Annotated in this window: 15 protein-coding genes; 10 read left to right on the forward strand and 5 right to left on the reverse strand. The window is 67.5% G+C overall.

Annotation, left to right across the window (positions count from 1 at the left end; genetic code table 11):
- Window positions 1–165: 165 nt before the first annotated feature.
- On the reverse strand, window positions 166–1,026 hold the full coding sequence (locus tag Q1K70_RS15155) for a carboxymuconolactone decarboxylase family protein (protein ID WP_366521712.1): 861 nt from the start codon (window positions 1,024–1,026) through the stop codon (window positions 166–168).
- A gap of 98 nt (window positions 1,027–1,124) precedes the next feature.
- On the opposite strand from Q1K70_RS15155, the gene Q1K70_RS15160 reads away from it, so the two are divergent.
- Window positions 1,125–2,003, forward strand: coding sequence for a LysR family transcriptional regulator (locus tag Q1K70_RS15160; protein WP_300161217.1), 879 nt, complete (start codon window positions 1,125–1,127; stop codon window positions 2,001–2,003).
- Here the strand turns inward: Q1K70_RS15160 and Q1K70_RS15165 are convergent.
- Window positions 1,997–2,848 (reverse strand): YitT family protein, encoded by an 852-nt coding sequence (locus Q1K70_RS15165; protein WP_300161219.1) that lies wholly within the window; start codon window positions 2,846–2,848, stop codon window positions 1,997–1,999. The genes Q1K70_RS15160 and Q1K70_RS15165 overlap by 7 nt on opposite strands.
- Before the next feature lie 128 nt (window positions 2,849–2,976).
- Here Q1K70_RS15165 and Q1K70_RS15170 point away from each other — a divergent pair, with 128 nt between their 5' ends.
- Entirely contained in the window at window positions 2,977–3,666 is a 690-nt protein-coding gene (locus tag Q1K70_RS15170; protein ID WP_300161221.1) for a hypothetical protein, read from the forward strand.
- 10 nt (window positions 3,667–3,676) lie between these two features.
- Here the strand turns inward: Q1K70_RS15170 and Q1K70_RS15175 are convergent, their stop codons facing one another.
- Window positions 3,677–4,057 (reverse strand): SH3 domain-containing protein, encoded by a 381-nt coding sequence (locus Q1K70_RS15175; RefSeq protein ID WP_300161223.1) that lies wholly within the window; start codon window positions 4,055–4,057, stop codon window positions 3,677–3,679.
- Window positions 4,058–4,143: 86 nt separating this feature from the next.
- A complete protein-coding gene (locus Q1K70_RS15180) occupies window positions 4,144–4,641 on the reverse strand; it encodes a hypothetical protein (protein ID WP_300161225.1) in 498 nt (165 codons plus the stop codon).
- A gap of 117 nt (window positions 4,642–4,758) precedes the next feature.
- Between Q1K70_RS15180 and Q1K70_RS15185 the strand changes: the two genes are divergently transcribed.
- The 6 genes from Q1K70_RS15185 to pal all read left to right on the forward strand — a co-directional run bounded on the left by Q1K70_RS15185 (window position 4,759) and on the right by pal (window position 10,389).
- On the forward strand, window positions 4,759–5,505 hold the full coding sequence (locus Q1K70_RS15185; RefSeq protein ID WP_300161227.1) for an NAD-dependent deacylase: 747 nt from the start codon (window positions 4,759–4,761) through the stop codon (window positions 5,503–5,505).
- Between the two features lie 31 nt (window positions 5,506–5,536).
- Window positions 5,537–6,280, forward strand: a complete 744-nt coding sequence (locus tag Q1K70_RS15190) for a MotA/TolQ/ExbB proton channel family protein (RefSeq protein WP_300161229.1) — start codon at window positions 5,537–5,539, stop codon at window positions 6,278–6,280.
- Window positions 6,281–6,388: 108 nt separating this feature from the next.
- Window positions 6,389–6,829: a protein TolR gene (gene tolR / locus Q1K70_RS15195; RefSeq protein WP_300161231.1), complete on the forward strand. Its 441-nt coding sequence runs from the start codon at window positions 6,389–6,391 to the stop codon at window positions 6,827–6,829.
- Window positions 6,830–6,868: 39 nt separating this feature from the next.
- The gene (gene tolA / locus Q1K70_RS15200; RefSeq protein WP_300161233.1) at window positions 6,869–8,068 is read left to right on the forward strand and encodes a cell envelope integrity protein TolA; all 1,200 of its coding nucleotides are present in this window, start codon (window positions 6,869–6,871) and stop codon (window positions 8,066–8,068) included.
- A gap of 244 nt (window positions 8,069–8,312) precedes the next feature.
- Window positions 8,313–9,629 carry a translocation protein TolB gene (locus Q1K70_RS15205; RefSeq protein WP_300161235.1) on the forward strand — a complete coding sequence of 439 codons (1,317 nt, stop codon included), beginning with the start codon at window positions 8,313–8,315 and terminating at the stop codon, window positions 9,627–9,629.
- Between the two features lie 244 nt (window positions 9,630–9,873).
- Window positions 9,874–10,389 (forward strand): peptidoglycan-associated lipoprotein Pal, encoded by a 516-nt coding sequence (gene pal, locus Q1K70_RS15210; RefSeq protein ID WP_366521713.1) that lies wholly within the window; start codon window positions 9,874–9,876, stop codon window positions 10,387–10,389.
- Between the two features lie 770 nt (window positions 10,390–11,159).
- Here pal and Q1K70_RS15215 read toward each other — a convergent pair.
- Window positions 11,160–11,627 (reverse strand): phosphatidylglycerophosphatase A, encoded by a 468-nt coding sequence (locus Q1K70_RS15215; RefSeq protein ID WP_300161239.1) that lies wholly within the window; start codon window positions 11,625–11,627, stop codon window positions 11,160–11,162.
- Window positions 11,628–11,779: 152 nt separating this feature from the next.
- Between Q1K70_RS15215 and Q1K70_RS15220 the strand changes: the two genes are divergently transcribed.
- Complete coding sequence (locus tag Q1K70_RS15220; protein ID WP_300161241.1) at window positions 11,780–12,073, forward strand: hypothetical protein; 294 nt, start codon at window positions 11,780–11,782, stop codon at window positions 12,071–12,073.
- A gap of 181 nt (window positions 12,074–12,254) precedes the next feature.
- On the forward strand, window positions 12,255–14,063 hold the full coding sequence (locus tag Q1K70_RS15225; protein WP_300161243.1) for a methyl-accepting chemotaxis protein: 1,809 nt from the start codon (window positions 12,255–12,257) through the stop codon (window positions 14,061–14,063).
- Window positions 14,064–14,260 lie beyond the last annotated feature (197 nt).

Here is a 14,260-nt window from a genome sequence, read left to right on the forward strand (position 1 = left end):
GTCGCCTCTTCGAGGCGAGATTTAATGGAATTTTACTGACAAGACTTCTTGAAATGCGGCGAAGCGCCCGCACCCGTCGGGGAGGTCCAGGAGGGGGTCACCCCCTCCTGGCCGCCGGAGGCATCTTCCCTCTTCTCAATCCTTCACCCCCCTCTCTCCTGCCCCTCACATCCCCGCCTCCGCGAACGCTTCCCGAAGCGCCGCCAGGCCGTTCAGGGCGGCCGGGAAGCCGGCGTAGACGGCCATCTGGATGACGACTTCGACGAGTTGTTGCCGGGTCATGCCCACGGCCAGGGCGGCCTTGGCGTGGACTTTAAGTTGCGGGCTCATGGTGCCTCGGGCGGTGGCGGCGGCGACCATGGCGATTTCCTTTTGGGCCGGCGTGAGGATGGTGCGCGAGATGACGTCGCCGTAGGAGAAGTCGAGGATGAAGCCGGCCATGTCCGGGGCGATGTCGGCCAGGGAGTCGAGGACGTGCTGGCCGGCGTTTTGGCTGGTGGCGGCGAGGGACGTCAGGCCGCGCGCCCGGCGGTCGTCGTCGCCCGGGGCGTGGGCCGGGGCGTGGGAGACGGCCAGGCGTTTCTCGGCGAATACGGTCCGGGCAACGGCCAGGGCGTTGAGTCCGGCCGGGAAGCCGGCGAAGACCGTGGTCACGTAGACGACGTCCACGATCTGGTCCGGGGTGAGTCCCGCGGCCAGCCCGCCTTCGATGTGGAAGCGCAGTTGCGGGGCGGCGTTGCCAAGCGCCGTCAGGGCGGCGATGGTGCCGATTTGGCGCGAGGCCGGGTCGAGCCCCGGGCGGGTGAACACGTCGCCGTAGGCGAATTCGATGATGAAGCGGCCCATGTCCGGGGCGATGTCGGCCAGCCCGTCCTGGACGGCCTGAGCCTTTTCCGGGGCCAGGGCGGCCAGCGCCTGCCAGCCGCGCGCATGTCGTTCGTTCATGGCGGTTTCTCCCATGGTGGCGGTTGCGGTCAGGGCCTGGGCCAGGATGGCCGTCGCGACGAGCAGGGCGATGCGGGTCATGATCGCCTCCCCACGTGGTTTTGGCCAGCATAGGGCCGGGCGATCGAGAGGTGAAATATAATTTTACACGATGATTGATATGTGAAAAATATCAATCCATGGAACTGCGGGATTGCGAGTGTTTCGTGGCCGTGGCCGAGGAGCTGCATTTCAGCCGGGCGGCGGCGCGGCTGGGGCTGGCCCAGCCGCCGCTGAGCCAGCGGATCAGGGCCTTGGAGGCGGAGATCGGGGCGCGGCTTTTCGCCCGCACGAGCCGCATGGTGGCCTTGACGCCGGCCGGGGAGGCCTTTTTGCGCGAGGCGCGGCTGGTGCTGGAGGCGGCGGCCCGGGCCGGGGAGGCGGCGCGCCGGGTGGGGCGGGGCTTGGCCGGGCGGCTGACGGTGGGGTTCGTCAATCCGGCCATGGACGCGTTTTTGTCCGGCGCGTTGGCGACCTTTCGGCGGCAGGCTCCGGAGGTGGCGCTTTCGCTTCGCGAGATGTCCACGCGGGAGCAGGCGGCGGCCTTGGCGGCCGGACGGCTGGACGTGGGGTTCGTGCGCCCGGCCGGGCAGGATTTTCCCGGAGTGGAGCTGACGGTGGTCTCGCGCGAACCGTACGTGCTGGCCGTGCCGGCCGGCCATGCCCTGGCCGGGGCGCGGCGCGTGGCCCTTAATGACCTGGACGGTCAGGCCATGGTGTTGCCGCCGCGCGAGCAGGCCCCGGCGCTGCTTGCGGCCGTGGAGGCGGCCCTGGCCCTGGCCGGGGCGCGCGTGACGCCCGTGCAGGATGCGGCCACGAAGTTCACCATGGTCGCCCTGGTGGCGGCCGGGCTGGGACTGGCCTTCCTGCCGGCCTCGGTGCGCGTGTGGCGGCGCGAGGGGGTGGTCTTTCGGGACCTCGAGCCCGGGCTGCCCCTGGTGGAATTGGCCGCCGCCGCGCCCCCGGGCCGGGAGAACGCGGCCGCGTCGCGGCTGGTGGCCTTGGCCTTGTCTCAGTAGACCTTGCGCCGGGAGAATCCCTCGCCGAGCACGTTGAAGGTGTTCTCCACCACGAAGAAGGCGTTGGGGTCGTGGCCGAAGACGAGTTCTTCCAGGCGTTTGATCTGCACGGTGTTGGTGATGGTGAGGATGATCCGCTTGGATTTGCCGGTGTAGGCCCCGGCGCCGTGCAGGAAGGTCGCGCCGCGCTTCAGATTGTAAATGATGTCGCGGGCGATGGCGTCGGATTTGTCGGAGATGATGAAAACCATTTTGCGCTGGTTGAAAAGCGACAGAAAATAGTCCATCATCTTGGAATTGGTATAGGACAGGATGATGGAATAGAGCACGAGGGTGGGTTCGTAAAAGGCCAGGCCCGCCGCGAACACGGCCAGATTGAAGAAGAAGTTGAACTGGCCCATGCGCAGATTGTATTTCTGGTTGAGCCAGATGGCCAGGATGTCCGTGCCGCCGGCCGAGCCCATGGAGCGCAGCATGATGCCCGAGCCCGCGCCCATGACCGCGCCGCCGAACACGGCAGCCAGCAGCGGGTCGGCGATGAGCGCCCGCTCGGGCAGGAACTGCATGAGTGCGCTGACCGCACCCATGCCGAAGAGCGTGTAGAGGATGAACCGGCGCGACAGGCTGCACCAGCCGAGGATCATGAGCGGCAGGTTGCACAGGAAGTAGATGAGGCCCGGGCCGCCGAGGCCCGTCAGGTAGTAGGTGAGCAGGGCCAGGCCGGACAGGCCGCCGGCCATGAGCCCCTTGCCCACGACGATCTCGTTGACGCCGAAGCTGAAGACGTACGCGCCAAAGGCGAGCAGGCCGCAGTTGGCGGCGATGGAGCGGAAGGTTTTTCGCATGGTGTCCTGTTGGCGGGGCCGGCGGGAGCGTGCAAGAGGTCTGTTGCCGGTGGGGCGCGGCGGGTGTAGCCCAGGGCAGGCCGAGGCGCAAGTTCGACGTCGCGTCGCCGCGCCGGGAGGTGCTCTTCATGGATGACATCTGGGGCCATCTGGAAGCCGCCTTGTGGACGTATCTGGGCAAGGCGGCCGATTTCTGCCTGGCGGCGCTGTCCGCCGCCGGCCGCAAGGCCTTGGAGCTGGCGGCCGTGGTGGCCGGCTGGGTCGTGCGTTTCGCCGCCTGGCTCGCTTCCGTGCCCCTGTGGATTTCCGCGCCCTGCGCCGTCCTGCTCATCGGCCTCGTCGCCTGCTACCTGCTGCGCCAGCGCCTCTACGACCGGCTGCTGGTCTACCACGACGTGCGCTTCACGCGGCGCGGCTACGCCAGACGGGTCTTTTCCGTGCGCCGCGGGGCGGTGCACGAGGTCGTCGAGGCCATGGCCCGGGAAGTGGCGCTCCCGGGGCGTTTCCGGGAGGTGGCCGTGTACGAGGCCGTGCCCGGCCGCTACCTCGTGGCCTACGGCCCGGCCGGCGGGGCGGTCGAGGACCTGCGGGCCTACCGGCGCGACCGGCGGGCGGGACTGGCGGCCATGGCCGAGGACCTGATCCGCCATTTCCGGATCAATGCGCGCATGCTCCACCCGGACGGGGAACTGCGGGCGCTTTTCGCCGTGCTGGACGCCCGGGACCCGGATTTCGCCGTCTGCCGGCCGGCCCTGCCCGGCGAAACGGAAAAGAAAACGGCCCGGGGGGTGACCCGGACCGTCGATGCGCAGGCGTGAGGCGTCGCGGCTAGGGCGTCAGGTGCCGCAGGGGCACCCAGCCCTCGTACGGGGAGTCCGGGACGCGCACCAGCACGAAGGGACCCTCGTAGGACAGGATGCGCACGGGCGTGCCCCGGGACAGGGTGGTCACGGGCGGGCAGCCGTCGCCCGGGCAGGTGCGCAGGGTGACGAACTTGCGCGCCACCTGCTTGAAGGCCGGGTTGTAGGCCGGCGGCGGCACGTAGACCGGCGGCGGGACGTAGGCCGGCGGCGGGGGAGGCGGCACGGGCCGGCAGGCCCCGGCGCTCCAGAAGTAGCCGGGCGGGCAGATGGGCTGGGCCCCGGCCGGGCCGGGCCGGGCGAGGCACAGCGTCGCGAGCGGGAGCAGCAGAAGGACGAGCCGCTTCATGGCGTTACCCTCGATGGATTCTTGTTGGTTGGCTGGCGAACACGCCGTTTGCGCCACGCATACGCCTGCATTCCGTGGCCGCGGGACTACCTGTAGTTGGCCCTGGACGTGCAGTTGACGAACTGGGCGTTGCACTGGTTGTAGCACATGTTGCGGGCCTGGCCGTAGGTGCGCGTGTTGCAGGTGGCGGCGCAGGCGGCCTGGCGCTGGTTGCAGCGGGCCACGGCGTTGGCCCTGGCCCGGTCGGAGCGGCCGGGCCGCGGCACGACGGCGGCCGGCGGCACCACCACCGAGCCGGGCGGGGCCACCATGGGCGCGCCCGGCTGGACCACGCTCGGGGCCGGCATGGGCGCGGGACCCCTGGGCATGGGCTGGTTCGGCATGGTCGCGGGGTTCTTGGGCATGCCTTGGCCCTGGGGCGGCTTTTTCCCCGGCGGCGGGGGTGGGGGCGGGGGCGGGGTGTTCGGCGGCACGGGCTGGCCGGGCGGCGGCGCCTGGGCCAACAGCGCGGGTTCGGCGGCGAAGGCCAGGGCCGGCAGGGCCAGCAGGCCGCACAGGCACAAGGCGAAAGCGTGTCGCTTCATGGCGGGGTACCTCCTGCATCGGGCGGGAACGCACGATGTGATGTTGTCTTCCATACGTCATCGCCACGCAAAAAACAGCCTGTTTTTCCGGACCGTGGTCCGGAAGGGGAGAAAGTCGTGACCGAGGCCGTAAAAAAGGCGGCCGGGCTCCTGGCCCGGTCCAAATGCGCCATGGCGCTCACCGGCGCGGGCGTGTCCGTGGCCAGCGGCATACCCGATTTCCGCAGCCCCGGCGGCCTGTGGGACCGCTACGACCCCATGGCCGTGGCCACGGCCGAGGCGCTCGCGCGCACGCCGCGCCGGGTCTGGGAATTCCTCCTCGACGCCATTTCCGTCATGGGGCCGGCCAAACCCAACGGCGCGCACCTGGCGCTGGCCGAACTGGAGGCGGCGGGAAAACTTTCCGGCCTGGTCACCCAGAACATCGACGGGCTGCACCAGGCGGCGGGCTCGCGAAACGTGGTGGAATTCCACGGCGGCATGGGACGCTATTTCTGCATGGGCTGCGGCCGCGAGCACGATCCGGCCCGGGCGCGGACCCTTACTGCGGCGGACATTCCCTGGCGTTGCGAGGACTGCGGCGGGGTGGTGCGTCCGGACGTCGTGTTTTTCGGAGAGGCCATTCCACTTGACGCACTGGATAAAAGCGGTCAATTGGCCTTGGCCGCTGATTTGATCATCGTGGCCGGAACATCGGGGGAGGTCGTCCCGGCGGGTCTCCTGCCCAGGGAGATCAAGGCCAGGGGCGGGGCTGTGGTGGAAATCAATCTCGTGGAAAGCGCCTACAAAGGCCTGTCCGACGTCACGATCGCCGCTCCGGCGGAGATCGCCCTGCCGGCTTTGGCCGCGCTCACGCTTTCCTAACCTTCTTACACTTTCCGACAGGTGGGTCGCAATGGACGCGCTTACGCCGCATGGCGGCTTATGGGCCATGATGGCCAACGCCACGCCGACGGTCATATTCGTCTTGTGCATTCTGGCGTTTATGTCCCTCGGCTGCTGGAGCATCATTTTCGTCAAGATCTTCACCCTGACCGCGGCCAAGCGCGACACCGCCCGCGACTACGCCCGCTTCCAGGAGGCCGACACCCTGCGCGCGGCCATGCATTCCCTCGGGCAGTCGCGCCAGTCCCCGGCCTTCAACGTGGGCCGCATGGCCTTCGAGGAGCTCGTGCGCATGGAGCAGGCCGACCTCGACCCGTCCGAAAAGGGCCACATCGCCATGGACAACATCCGGCGGGTGCTGCGTCAGGCCGTGTCCCAGGAGCTGGCCAAGATGTCGGCTTCGCTGTCCTTTCTGGCCACGGCCGCCAACGCCACGCCGTTCATCGGCCTTTTCGGCACGGTCTGGGGCATCATGAACTCCTTCCACGCCATCGGCCTCATGCAGTCCGCCGCCCTGGCCGCCGTGGCCCCGGGCATCTCCGAGGCGCTCATCGCCACCGCCATCGGCCTTGCCGTCGCCATCCCGGCGGTCATCGCCTACAACTTCTTCCTGGGCTACGTGACGGCCATCGAGGGCGAGCTGGTCAACTTCGCCGGCGCGTTCCTCAACCGCATCCAGCGCGAAGTGACCTGGACCCCGCGCGAGGCCGCCGCCGAGACCCCCCACCGCCGGCCGGCCGCGGAACGGTTCTAGGGCCGTCCCGTTGCGGGGCATACGGCGTTTTCGACAATGACAGAATCACCGAAGCAGGTTGGCGGTAGCGATATGCTGATGCGAACTTCAAGGACGGGGCGCTAAGCCATGGCCATGCAGGTCGGCGGCCGGGGCCGCATGTTGGCCGACGTCAACGTCACGCCCTTCGTGGACGTGATGCTGGTGCTGCTCATCATCTTCATGGTCACCGCGCCCATGATGACCCAGGGGCTGCAGGTGGATCTGCCGCAGACCAGGGCCGTCAGCGTCTTGCCCAAGGAGAGCGATTCCGTGGTGCTCACGGTCAAGGCCGACGGCGCGCTTTTCCTCGACAAGTACCAGGTGGAGCTCGGCGATCTGGAAGGCCAGGTGCGCCAGCTCGTGACCAACCAGAAAAAGCAGCTTTTCCTGCGGGCCGACAAGGCCGTGCCCTACGGCACCGTGGTCTCGGTCATGGGCGTGGTCAAATCCGCCGGCGTGGACAAGCTCGGCGTGGTGGCCGAAGAGGAAAAGACGGCTCCGGCCGCCCCCGCCGCCAAAAAGAAATAGGACGGCGCGGCCCCGACGGGCCGCGCCGACGAGTGCCCCATGCGCGTTTTAGGCTGGATATTCTCCGTGTTCCTGCACCTGACCGTGGTGCTGGCCAGTCTTGTCTTCGTCAATATCGAACCGGTGAAATTCCAGCTCAACGTGCCGGTCTACGAAGTCGATCTCGTCTCCCTCGGTGCGCCGGGCATGCCCGCCGGCGAGGCCGGCCTGCCTCCCGGCCCCAAGGGCCCGGGCGACCGCCCCGAGCTCGGTCCCCCCGAACCCGCCGGCGGCCCCGAAGGCGGCCAGGCCGAACTGCCGGAGCCGGCCCAGGCTCCGCCCACGCCGGCCAAGCCGGCCGCGCCCGAGCCCGTGGCCGCCATTCCCCAGGCCCCCGAGCCCGAACCCAAGCGCGCCGAGCCCAAAAAGCCCGAGCCCAAGCCGGAACCCAAACCCGAGCCCAAAGCCACGCCCATTCCCACGGAGCAGGCCAAGCCCGAGCCCAAGCCCGATTTCAAGAAGCTCGAGGAGCAGACCAAGAAGGCCGAGGACGCCAAGAAGAAGATCGAGGACGCCAAAAAGGCCGAAGAAGCCAAGAAAGCCGAGGAGGCCAAGAAGAAGGCCGACGAGGCGAAAAAGGCGGAAGAGGCCAAAAAAGTCGCCGACGCCAAGAAGGCCGAGGACGCTAAGAAGGCGGAAGACGCCAAAAAAGCCGCCGACGCCAAGAAGGCCGAGGACGCCAAAAAGGCCGCCGACGCGGCCAAGGCGGCGGCTGCGGCCAAGGAAGCCGCGGAGAAGAACACCCTGGCCCAGGCCCTCAAGGACGCCAAGGCCAAGGCCGGCTCCGGCTCCGGATCGGGTTCCGGATCGGGCGGCGGCGATCCCCTGGCCAAGGCCCTGGCCGACGCCCGGCGCATGGCCGGCGGCGGCGGGGGCGGCGGCGGCACGCCCGGAGGCACGGGCGGCGGGGGCGGCGGCGGCGTGACCATGGGAGTCTACGCCCAGATCGTCAACCGCGAGGTGAAAAAGAACTGGCGGTTCCCCCAAAGCGGGGCCAAGCAGCAGCTTCTGGCCGTGGTGGAAGTGAACATCGACAAGGACGGCCGCATCCAGAACTACCGCCTCGTCCAGTCCTCGGGCCAGCCGAACTTCGACGCCTCCACGGTCAAGTCCGTGGCCGAGACCGAAACGCTGCCGCCGCCGCCGACCGGGCTGACCGTCCTGCAACTGCGCTTCAGCTCCCAGGAACTCGGGCATTAGCCGCCGTTCCCCGAAAGGCGCGCCGCGCCCGGGGACGAGATGTTGGGGGAATATTTTTTTGGAGAAATACCGTCGTGATTTTTTGAGGATGCGGCACGAGCCGGACGGGATGGGGGCGGTTTCTCGTTGCCGGGAATTGCCCGGCCGCCGGTATCGGGCTAAGACGTAAAAAGGGGCCGCCCCGAAGTTCGGGGCGCTATACCGTAACGACCAAGCAGCATTCCGTAGGATTTGGACAATGACCATGCGCGCGACAAAGCGGATCATCGGCGTCTTCGGGGCCCTGGCCCTGGTTGTGGGGCTTTTTGCCGGCGCGGCCCGGGCCCAGACCTCCCTGGCCGTGGACATCCAGGGGCCGGGGCAGGCCAAGATGAACCTCGTCATGGCCCGGCCCTTCGCCGGCGGCGGCCAGCTCACCGCGGCCGACAAGCTCCAGGACCTCATCAACAAGGACCTGCAGTTCCTGCCCTTCCTGCAACTCGTGCCGCCGTCGAGCATCCCCGGCCAGATCAACGGTCCCACCGCCGACCAGATCGACTTCAAGCCCTTCTCCATGGGCAAGATCGACGTGGTCGTCACCGCCCAGTGGACCCCTGGCGGCAACCTCGGCAACGTGGAACTGCGGGCCTTCGAGGTCTACACCCAGAAAGTGCTGGTGGGCAAAGGCTACGACAGCGTCACCGACGCCCAGCTGCCCGACATCGCCGACCGGTTCTGCATGGAACTCATGATGGCCCTCACCGGCCAGGGCGGCTTCTTCAATTCCCAGATCGCCTTCGTCAAGCCGAGCTCCGCCAAAGGCACGGACATCTGGACCGTGCGCCCCACCGGCCGCGGACTGACCCGGGTGACCAGCTACAATGAACTGGGCATGGCCGTGAGCCCGGCCTGGTCCTTCGACGGCCGGCGCATCTGCTTCACGCTCATCGGCTCGCGTTCCCACTACCTCGGCGTCTGGTCCGGCGGCGGCAAGCCGCAGGTCTACACCCTGCCGACGACCAGCGTGGTCAGCCCCCGCTTCCTGCCCGACGGGCAGATCGCCGTGAGCCTTTCCCTGCAAGGCAAGGCCGACATCTACCTGCTCAATTCCGCCTACCAACCCGGCCGGACCATCGCCAGCAGCCCGGGCATCGACGTCTCCCCGACCTTCGACGCCTCGGGCCGGCTCATGGCCTACGTCTCCGACGAGACCGGCAGCCCCAATATCTACGTGAAGGACGTGAGCGGCGGCTCGGGCCGCCGGGTCACCTCCTCGGGCTACAACACCAACCCGAGCATGAGCCCCGACGGCAAGCTCATCGCCTTCACCAAGCAGCTCGGAGGCGCTCAGAAGGTGTTCGTGCACGATCTGTCCTCCGGACAGGAAACGCAAGTCACCTCGGGCGGCGGCTCGGACGAGAATCCGTCCTTTTCGCCGGACGGCTACTTCATCGCCTTCTCGTCCACGCGCAGCGGACAAAAGAAGATCTACGTGACCACGCGCCACGGCGCGCAGCCCGTCATGATCCCCACCGGGGACGGCGCGGCCCAGATGCCGTCCTGGGGCCCCTTGCCCCAGTAGTTGCGGCATGACCATCCTGTAATCGAGGGAATGGTGAAGCGGGGGGGAGCGGGCAGCCGCGTCAGGGGGCGGGCTGTATGTCGCAATACCGCAAAATGGCCCGGAATTCCCTGTTGCATTTTATTGCAAGAGGCGTAATTGGGGGCCGTCCCGTTGGTGCTTCGCCAGCCCATCGAGAACCCGGCCAGGGGTAAAGCCCCTGGTTGCTAAAGCCCGGGCGGGCACTTGTGAGGAGGAAGAAGAAATGATGCGTTCGAGGATTGTGATTTTGTCGATGTTGGTGCTCATGCTGTCCCTGGCCGGCTTCGGCTGCGCCAAAAAAGCCGGCGGCCCCGGCGATGGCTCCGGCACGAGCTGGGAAGACCAGGAGCGCGCGCGCCTGGAACAGGAACGCCTCCTGCGTGAGAAAATGGGACAAGCCGCCAACGAACTGGCCCAGATGATCCACTTCGCCTTCGACAGCAACAACCTGACCGCCGAGTCCCGGCAGATCCTGACCCGCAAGGCCGAGATCATGCGCCAGTACCCGCAGATCAAGCTGATTGTGGAAGGCAACTGCGACCAGCGTGGCACGGCCGAGTACAACCTGGCCCTCGGCGAACGCCGCGCCCAGGCTGCCGCCCAGTACCTGTCCAACCTGGGCATCGGCTCCGACCGTCTGTCCACCGTCAGCTACGGCAAGGAGCGTCCGCTGGATCCGGGTCATTCCGAAGCCGCGTACGCCAAGAACCGTCGCGACGAATTCCGCGCCACCTACTAGCTTTCCCCGCCATAACGGCAAAACGGCCGCCGGGTACCACCCGACGGCCGTTTTTATTTCCCACGCCCCAAAAAAGATTCGCCGGGGTCGCGTCCTGCCGGTAACCGGCGGCATCCCATGGACTTTCCCAGGATCGTGCACGCGCTCAGGCGAATCGAAGGGGCGCTCAATCGCCCGGTATGGGAAGAATGATTAACGGAAACTACCCTCCGTTGCGGTGACGGCCGCTCTGCCCAGGACCTCCCTTGGCATTGATCCCCACATACCGCCCCCCGCCATCCACGGGCAAGTGAAATCTGGTTTAGCGAGCAGGTGCGACGGGAGAGGGGAGAGAGGAGAGGTGGAAGATGCCTCCGGCGGCCAGGAGGGGGTGACCCCCTCCTGGACCTCCCCGATGGGTGCGAGCGGGAGGGGTGCGGAAACGGCGGGCGGCGATGCGGTGGACCATGTGGTCGCGGAATTCCGGGCAACCCGCAGGCCGCAAAGCCGGCCAGCACGTTGCCCGAAATCCCGCGACCACGGGTGCCAGCGGCGAAGCGCCGCATTTGAAGAAAGATTGCCTTTAAGAGGCTTTCAAAGCAAAAACTCCATTAAATTCCGCCCCCATCTTCGGTCCGCCAACGCCAGCCATGCCGGTGACCGCAGCCAACTCCGCCCGACTACGCAGGTGAGGGGGGCCGGGGGGCATCATGCCCCCCGGTGGGGTCCGGGGCAACGCCCCGGCGGGTGCAGGGCAGCGCCCTGCCGGGGTTCGGGGCAGCGCCCCGGAATCAGCCGCGCAGCCAGTGGAGGATGGCGAGGCAGAGGCAGGCGTAGATGCCGGCGAGCACGTCGTCGATCATGACGCCGTAGCCGCCGGGCAGCCAGTTTTCCGAGGCGCGCACGGGCGGCGGCTTGAGGATGTCGAAGGCGCGGAAGAGCAGGAAGCCGGCGAAGAGTTCGAGGGGCGGCAGGCTGGCGAAGGGCAGGTAGGTGATCCATTGGCCGATGAGTTCGTCGAGGACGATATGTCCGGGGTCTTTGCGGCCGAGGATTTTTTCGGTGCGGGTGCCGGTGACGCCGCCGATCCAGAAGAGGGCGGCGAGGAGGACGACGCGCCAGAAGCCGGGCAGGGGCAGGAAGAGGGCGGGCGCGGCCAGGGCGGCGGCGGCCGAGCCCCAGGTTCCCGAGGCGTAGGGGATCCTGCCGATGGGTCCGAGTCCGGAGACGAGCAGTGACAGGCGGTCGCCCGTGGTCATGATGGAGCCTCCGTGGGGGAATTTTGGCGTGGGCGACGCTACACCGGGCCTGGGTCGGGGGCAAGGGCTGGGGCGGTCTTGAATTCGGCCGGGAAGTATGGGAGACAGTGACCCGTGCCTTCGGGCGCGCACAACCCGAAAGGATGGTGTCAATGCTCAGCCTGCGTTACTCCCTGCTGCTTTTTGTCGCCTATTTCGCTGTCTTCTTCCTGTATTATAAATGCTATTTTCGGCCGCGCGTCTATTTATTGCTGCTTTCGGAGCAGTCCTACATGGACCATTATGTGGACAAACTGCCGCACATGCGTGACAGGCCGGACGAGAGACTTGGCATGATCGAGTTCATGCTGGCCAAGCGCAAGGGATTTCTACGCGGCCTGCGCAACTTCGTGTTCACGGCCACGGCCGCTTATGTAGTCCTGTTGTTCCTGGGCGCGAGCGCCTAGTGTTGCGACCCTTAAAAAAGACGGCAGTTTTTTTCAAGAAAAAATAATTATATCAATTTATTGCCCTTGAAAAAAAGCATGTTCTTTTTTCAAGGACGCGACACTGGTTCCCGGCGTCCATTCGCGGCACGGCCCGGCCGGACCGCGCCTTCCATTCCTTCCAAGGCAAGGAGCATCCGCCTTGAGCAATCTCTCCATTGGCAAGAAATTGTTGATTCTCTTCATCGTTTCCGCCGTCTCCGCCGCCGTCATCTTCGGCGTGGGGGCCTATTCCTCCTGGCGTCTGGCCGACGCAGGAGCCCAGGAAGGCCAGCAGGTGATGCTGGCGCTCGAGAAGGAGAAGATCAAGGTGGCCACGGACAGCCTGGCTTCGGCCCTGTCCAAGGCCATCGTGGGCATGGCCGACGACAAGGCCCGGGAGGCCTTTTTGCGCGAGGCCATCAAGGACGCCTTTTTCGAGAATGACCGGTCCGGATATTACTTCATCTACACCGGCACGACCAACGTGGCCCATCCGGTCAATCCCAGCCTGCCCGGCAAGGATCTGGCCGATCTCAAAGGGGCGGACGGCGTCTATTCCATCCGCGATCTGTCCAAGGCGGCCGCCGCCGGCGGCGGCTTCGTGGATTTCACCTGGGCCAAGCCCGGCAAGGGCGACATGCCCAAGATCGGCTATGCGGCCATGATCCCCGGCACGAAGTACTGGATCGGCACGGGCGTGTACGTGGACAACGTGGACGAGGCCGGCGCGGCCATCGCCGAGCGCATGCGTGCCGTCGGCAACCGCATGACGCTCATCGACGCCGTGGTGTTCGCCGTCATGTTCCTGGCGGTGCTCCTGCCGCTGAGCCTGACGATTTCCCGGGGCATCTCCCGGCCCATACGGGAGACCACCGATGCGGCCCGGCGCATCGCCGCCGGGGATCTGGACGTGCATCTGAACGCTCGGGGAAACGACGAAGCCGGGCAGCTCCAACAGGCCCTGGAGGCCATGGCCGGGGCGCTCAAGGCCAACCTCGACGCCATCCGCGAGAAGGAGGCCGAGGCCATGCACGAGGCCGAACGCTCGGCCCGGGCGGCCGACGAAGCCACCGAGGCGGCCCGCAGGGTCGAGGCGGCCAACACGGCCATGCTCACGGCCGTGGACGGGCTCACGAACGTCGCCGGGCAAGTGGGCGCGGCCACGCGCGACCTGACGCACCTCGGCCAGGACATCCATCAGGGAGCCCGGCAACAGCAGGAACAGCTCGAGTCGACCGCCGACGCCATGGGCCAGATGCGCGACGCCGTGGCCGACGTGGCGCAAAACGCCGCCGAAGCTTCCACGGCCACCGGAGAGACACGGGAAATCGCCCTGCAAGGCGAAGCCATCGTCAAGGAGACCATGGAGGCCATGAGCCGGCTCAAGACCATGGCCGAAACGCTCAAGGCCGACATGGGCCAGCTCGGCAAGCGCTCCGAAGGCATCGGCGCGGTCATCCAGGTCATCTCCGACATCGCCGACCAGACGAACCTGCTGGCGCTCAACGCCGCCATCGAGGCGGCCCGGGCCGGCGAGGCCGGGCGCGGCTTCGCCGTGGTCGCCGACGAGGTCAGAAAGCTCGCGGAAAAGACCATGGCCGCCACCGGCGAAGTGACCGAAAACATCAAGTCCATCCAGGGCATGACCCGCGACAACATGGACGGCATGGACAAGACCATGGAGGCCGTGGACGCCACGGCCGGCTTGGCCGGACAGTCCGGCGACATGCTGCGCCGCATCCTGGGCGCGGCCGACGCCTCGGCCGGCCAGGTGCGGGCCATCGCCGCCGCCGCCGAACAGCAGGCCGCCTCGGCCCGGTCCATCATGGACAGCATGGACAGGGTCAGCACCATCGCCCGCGACAACGCCGACCGCGCCCAGGACGCTTCGCAGCACTTCCAGAACCTGGCCGATCAGACCGGCGCGCTCTCGGGCCTCATCCACCAGCTCGGCCGCACCGGCGGGTAGGCGTTGGGAATCGGGGCTTTGCCCCGGACCCCACCAGGGCTCTGCCCTGGACCCGCCGGGGGGGATCATCCCCCCCGGTCCCCCCGTCCGGCGTGGTCGGGCGGGGTTGGCTGCGGTCACCGCTGGCGGGGACGTTGGCGGACCGAAGATGGGGGTGGAATTTTGCCTGCCGCTGCCGCCGCTTCGCGGCAGGCTCG

This window comes from Solidesulfovibrio sp. (genome assembly GCF_029978005.1).
GTDB lineage: Bacteria > Desulfobacterota > Desulfovibrionia > Desulfovibrionales > Desulfovibrionaceae > Solidesulfovibrio.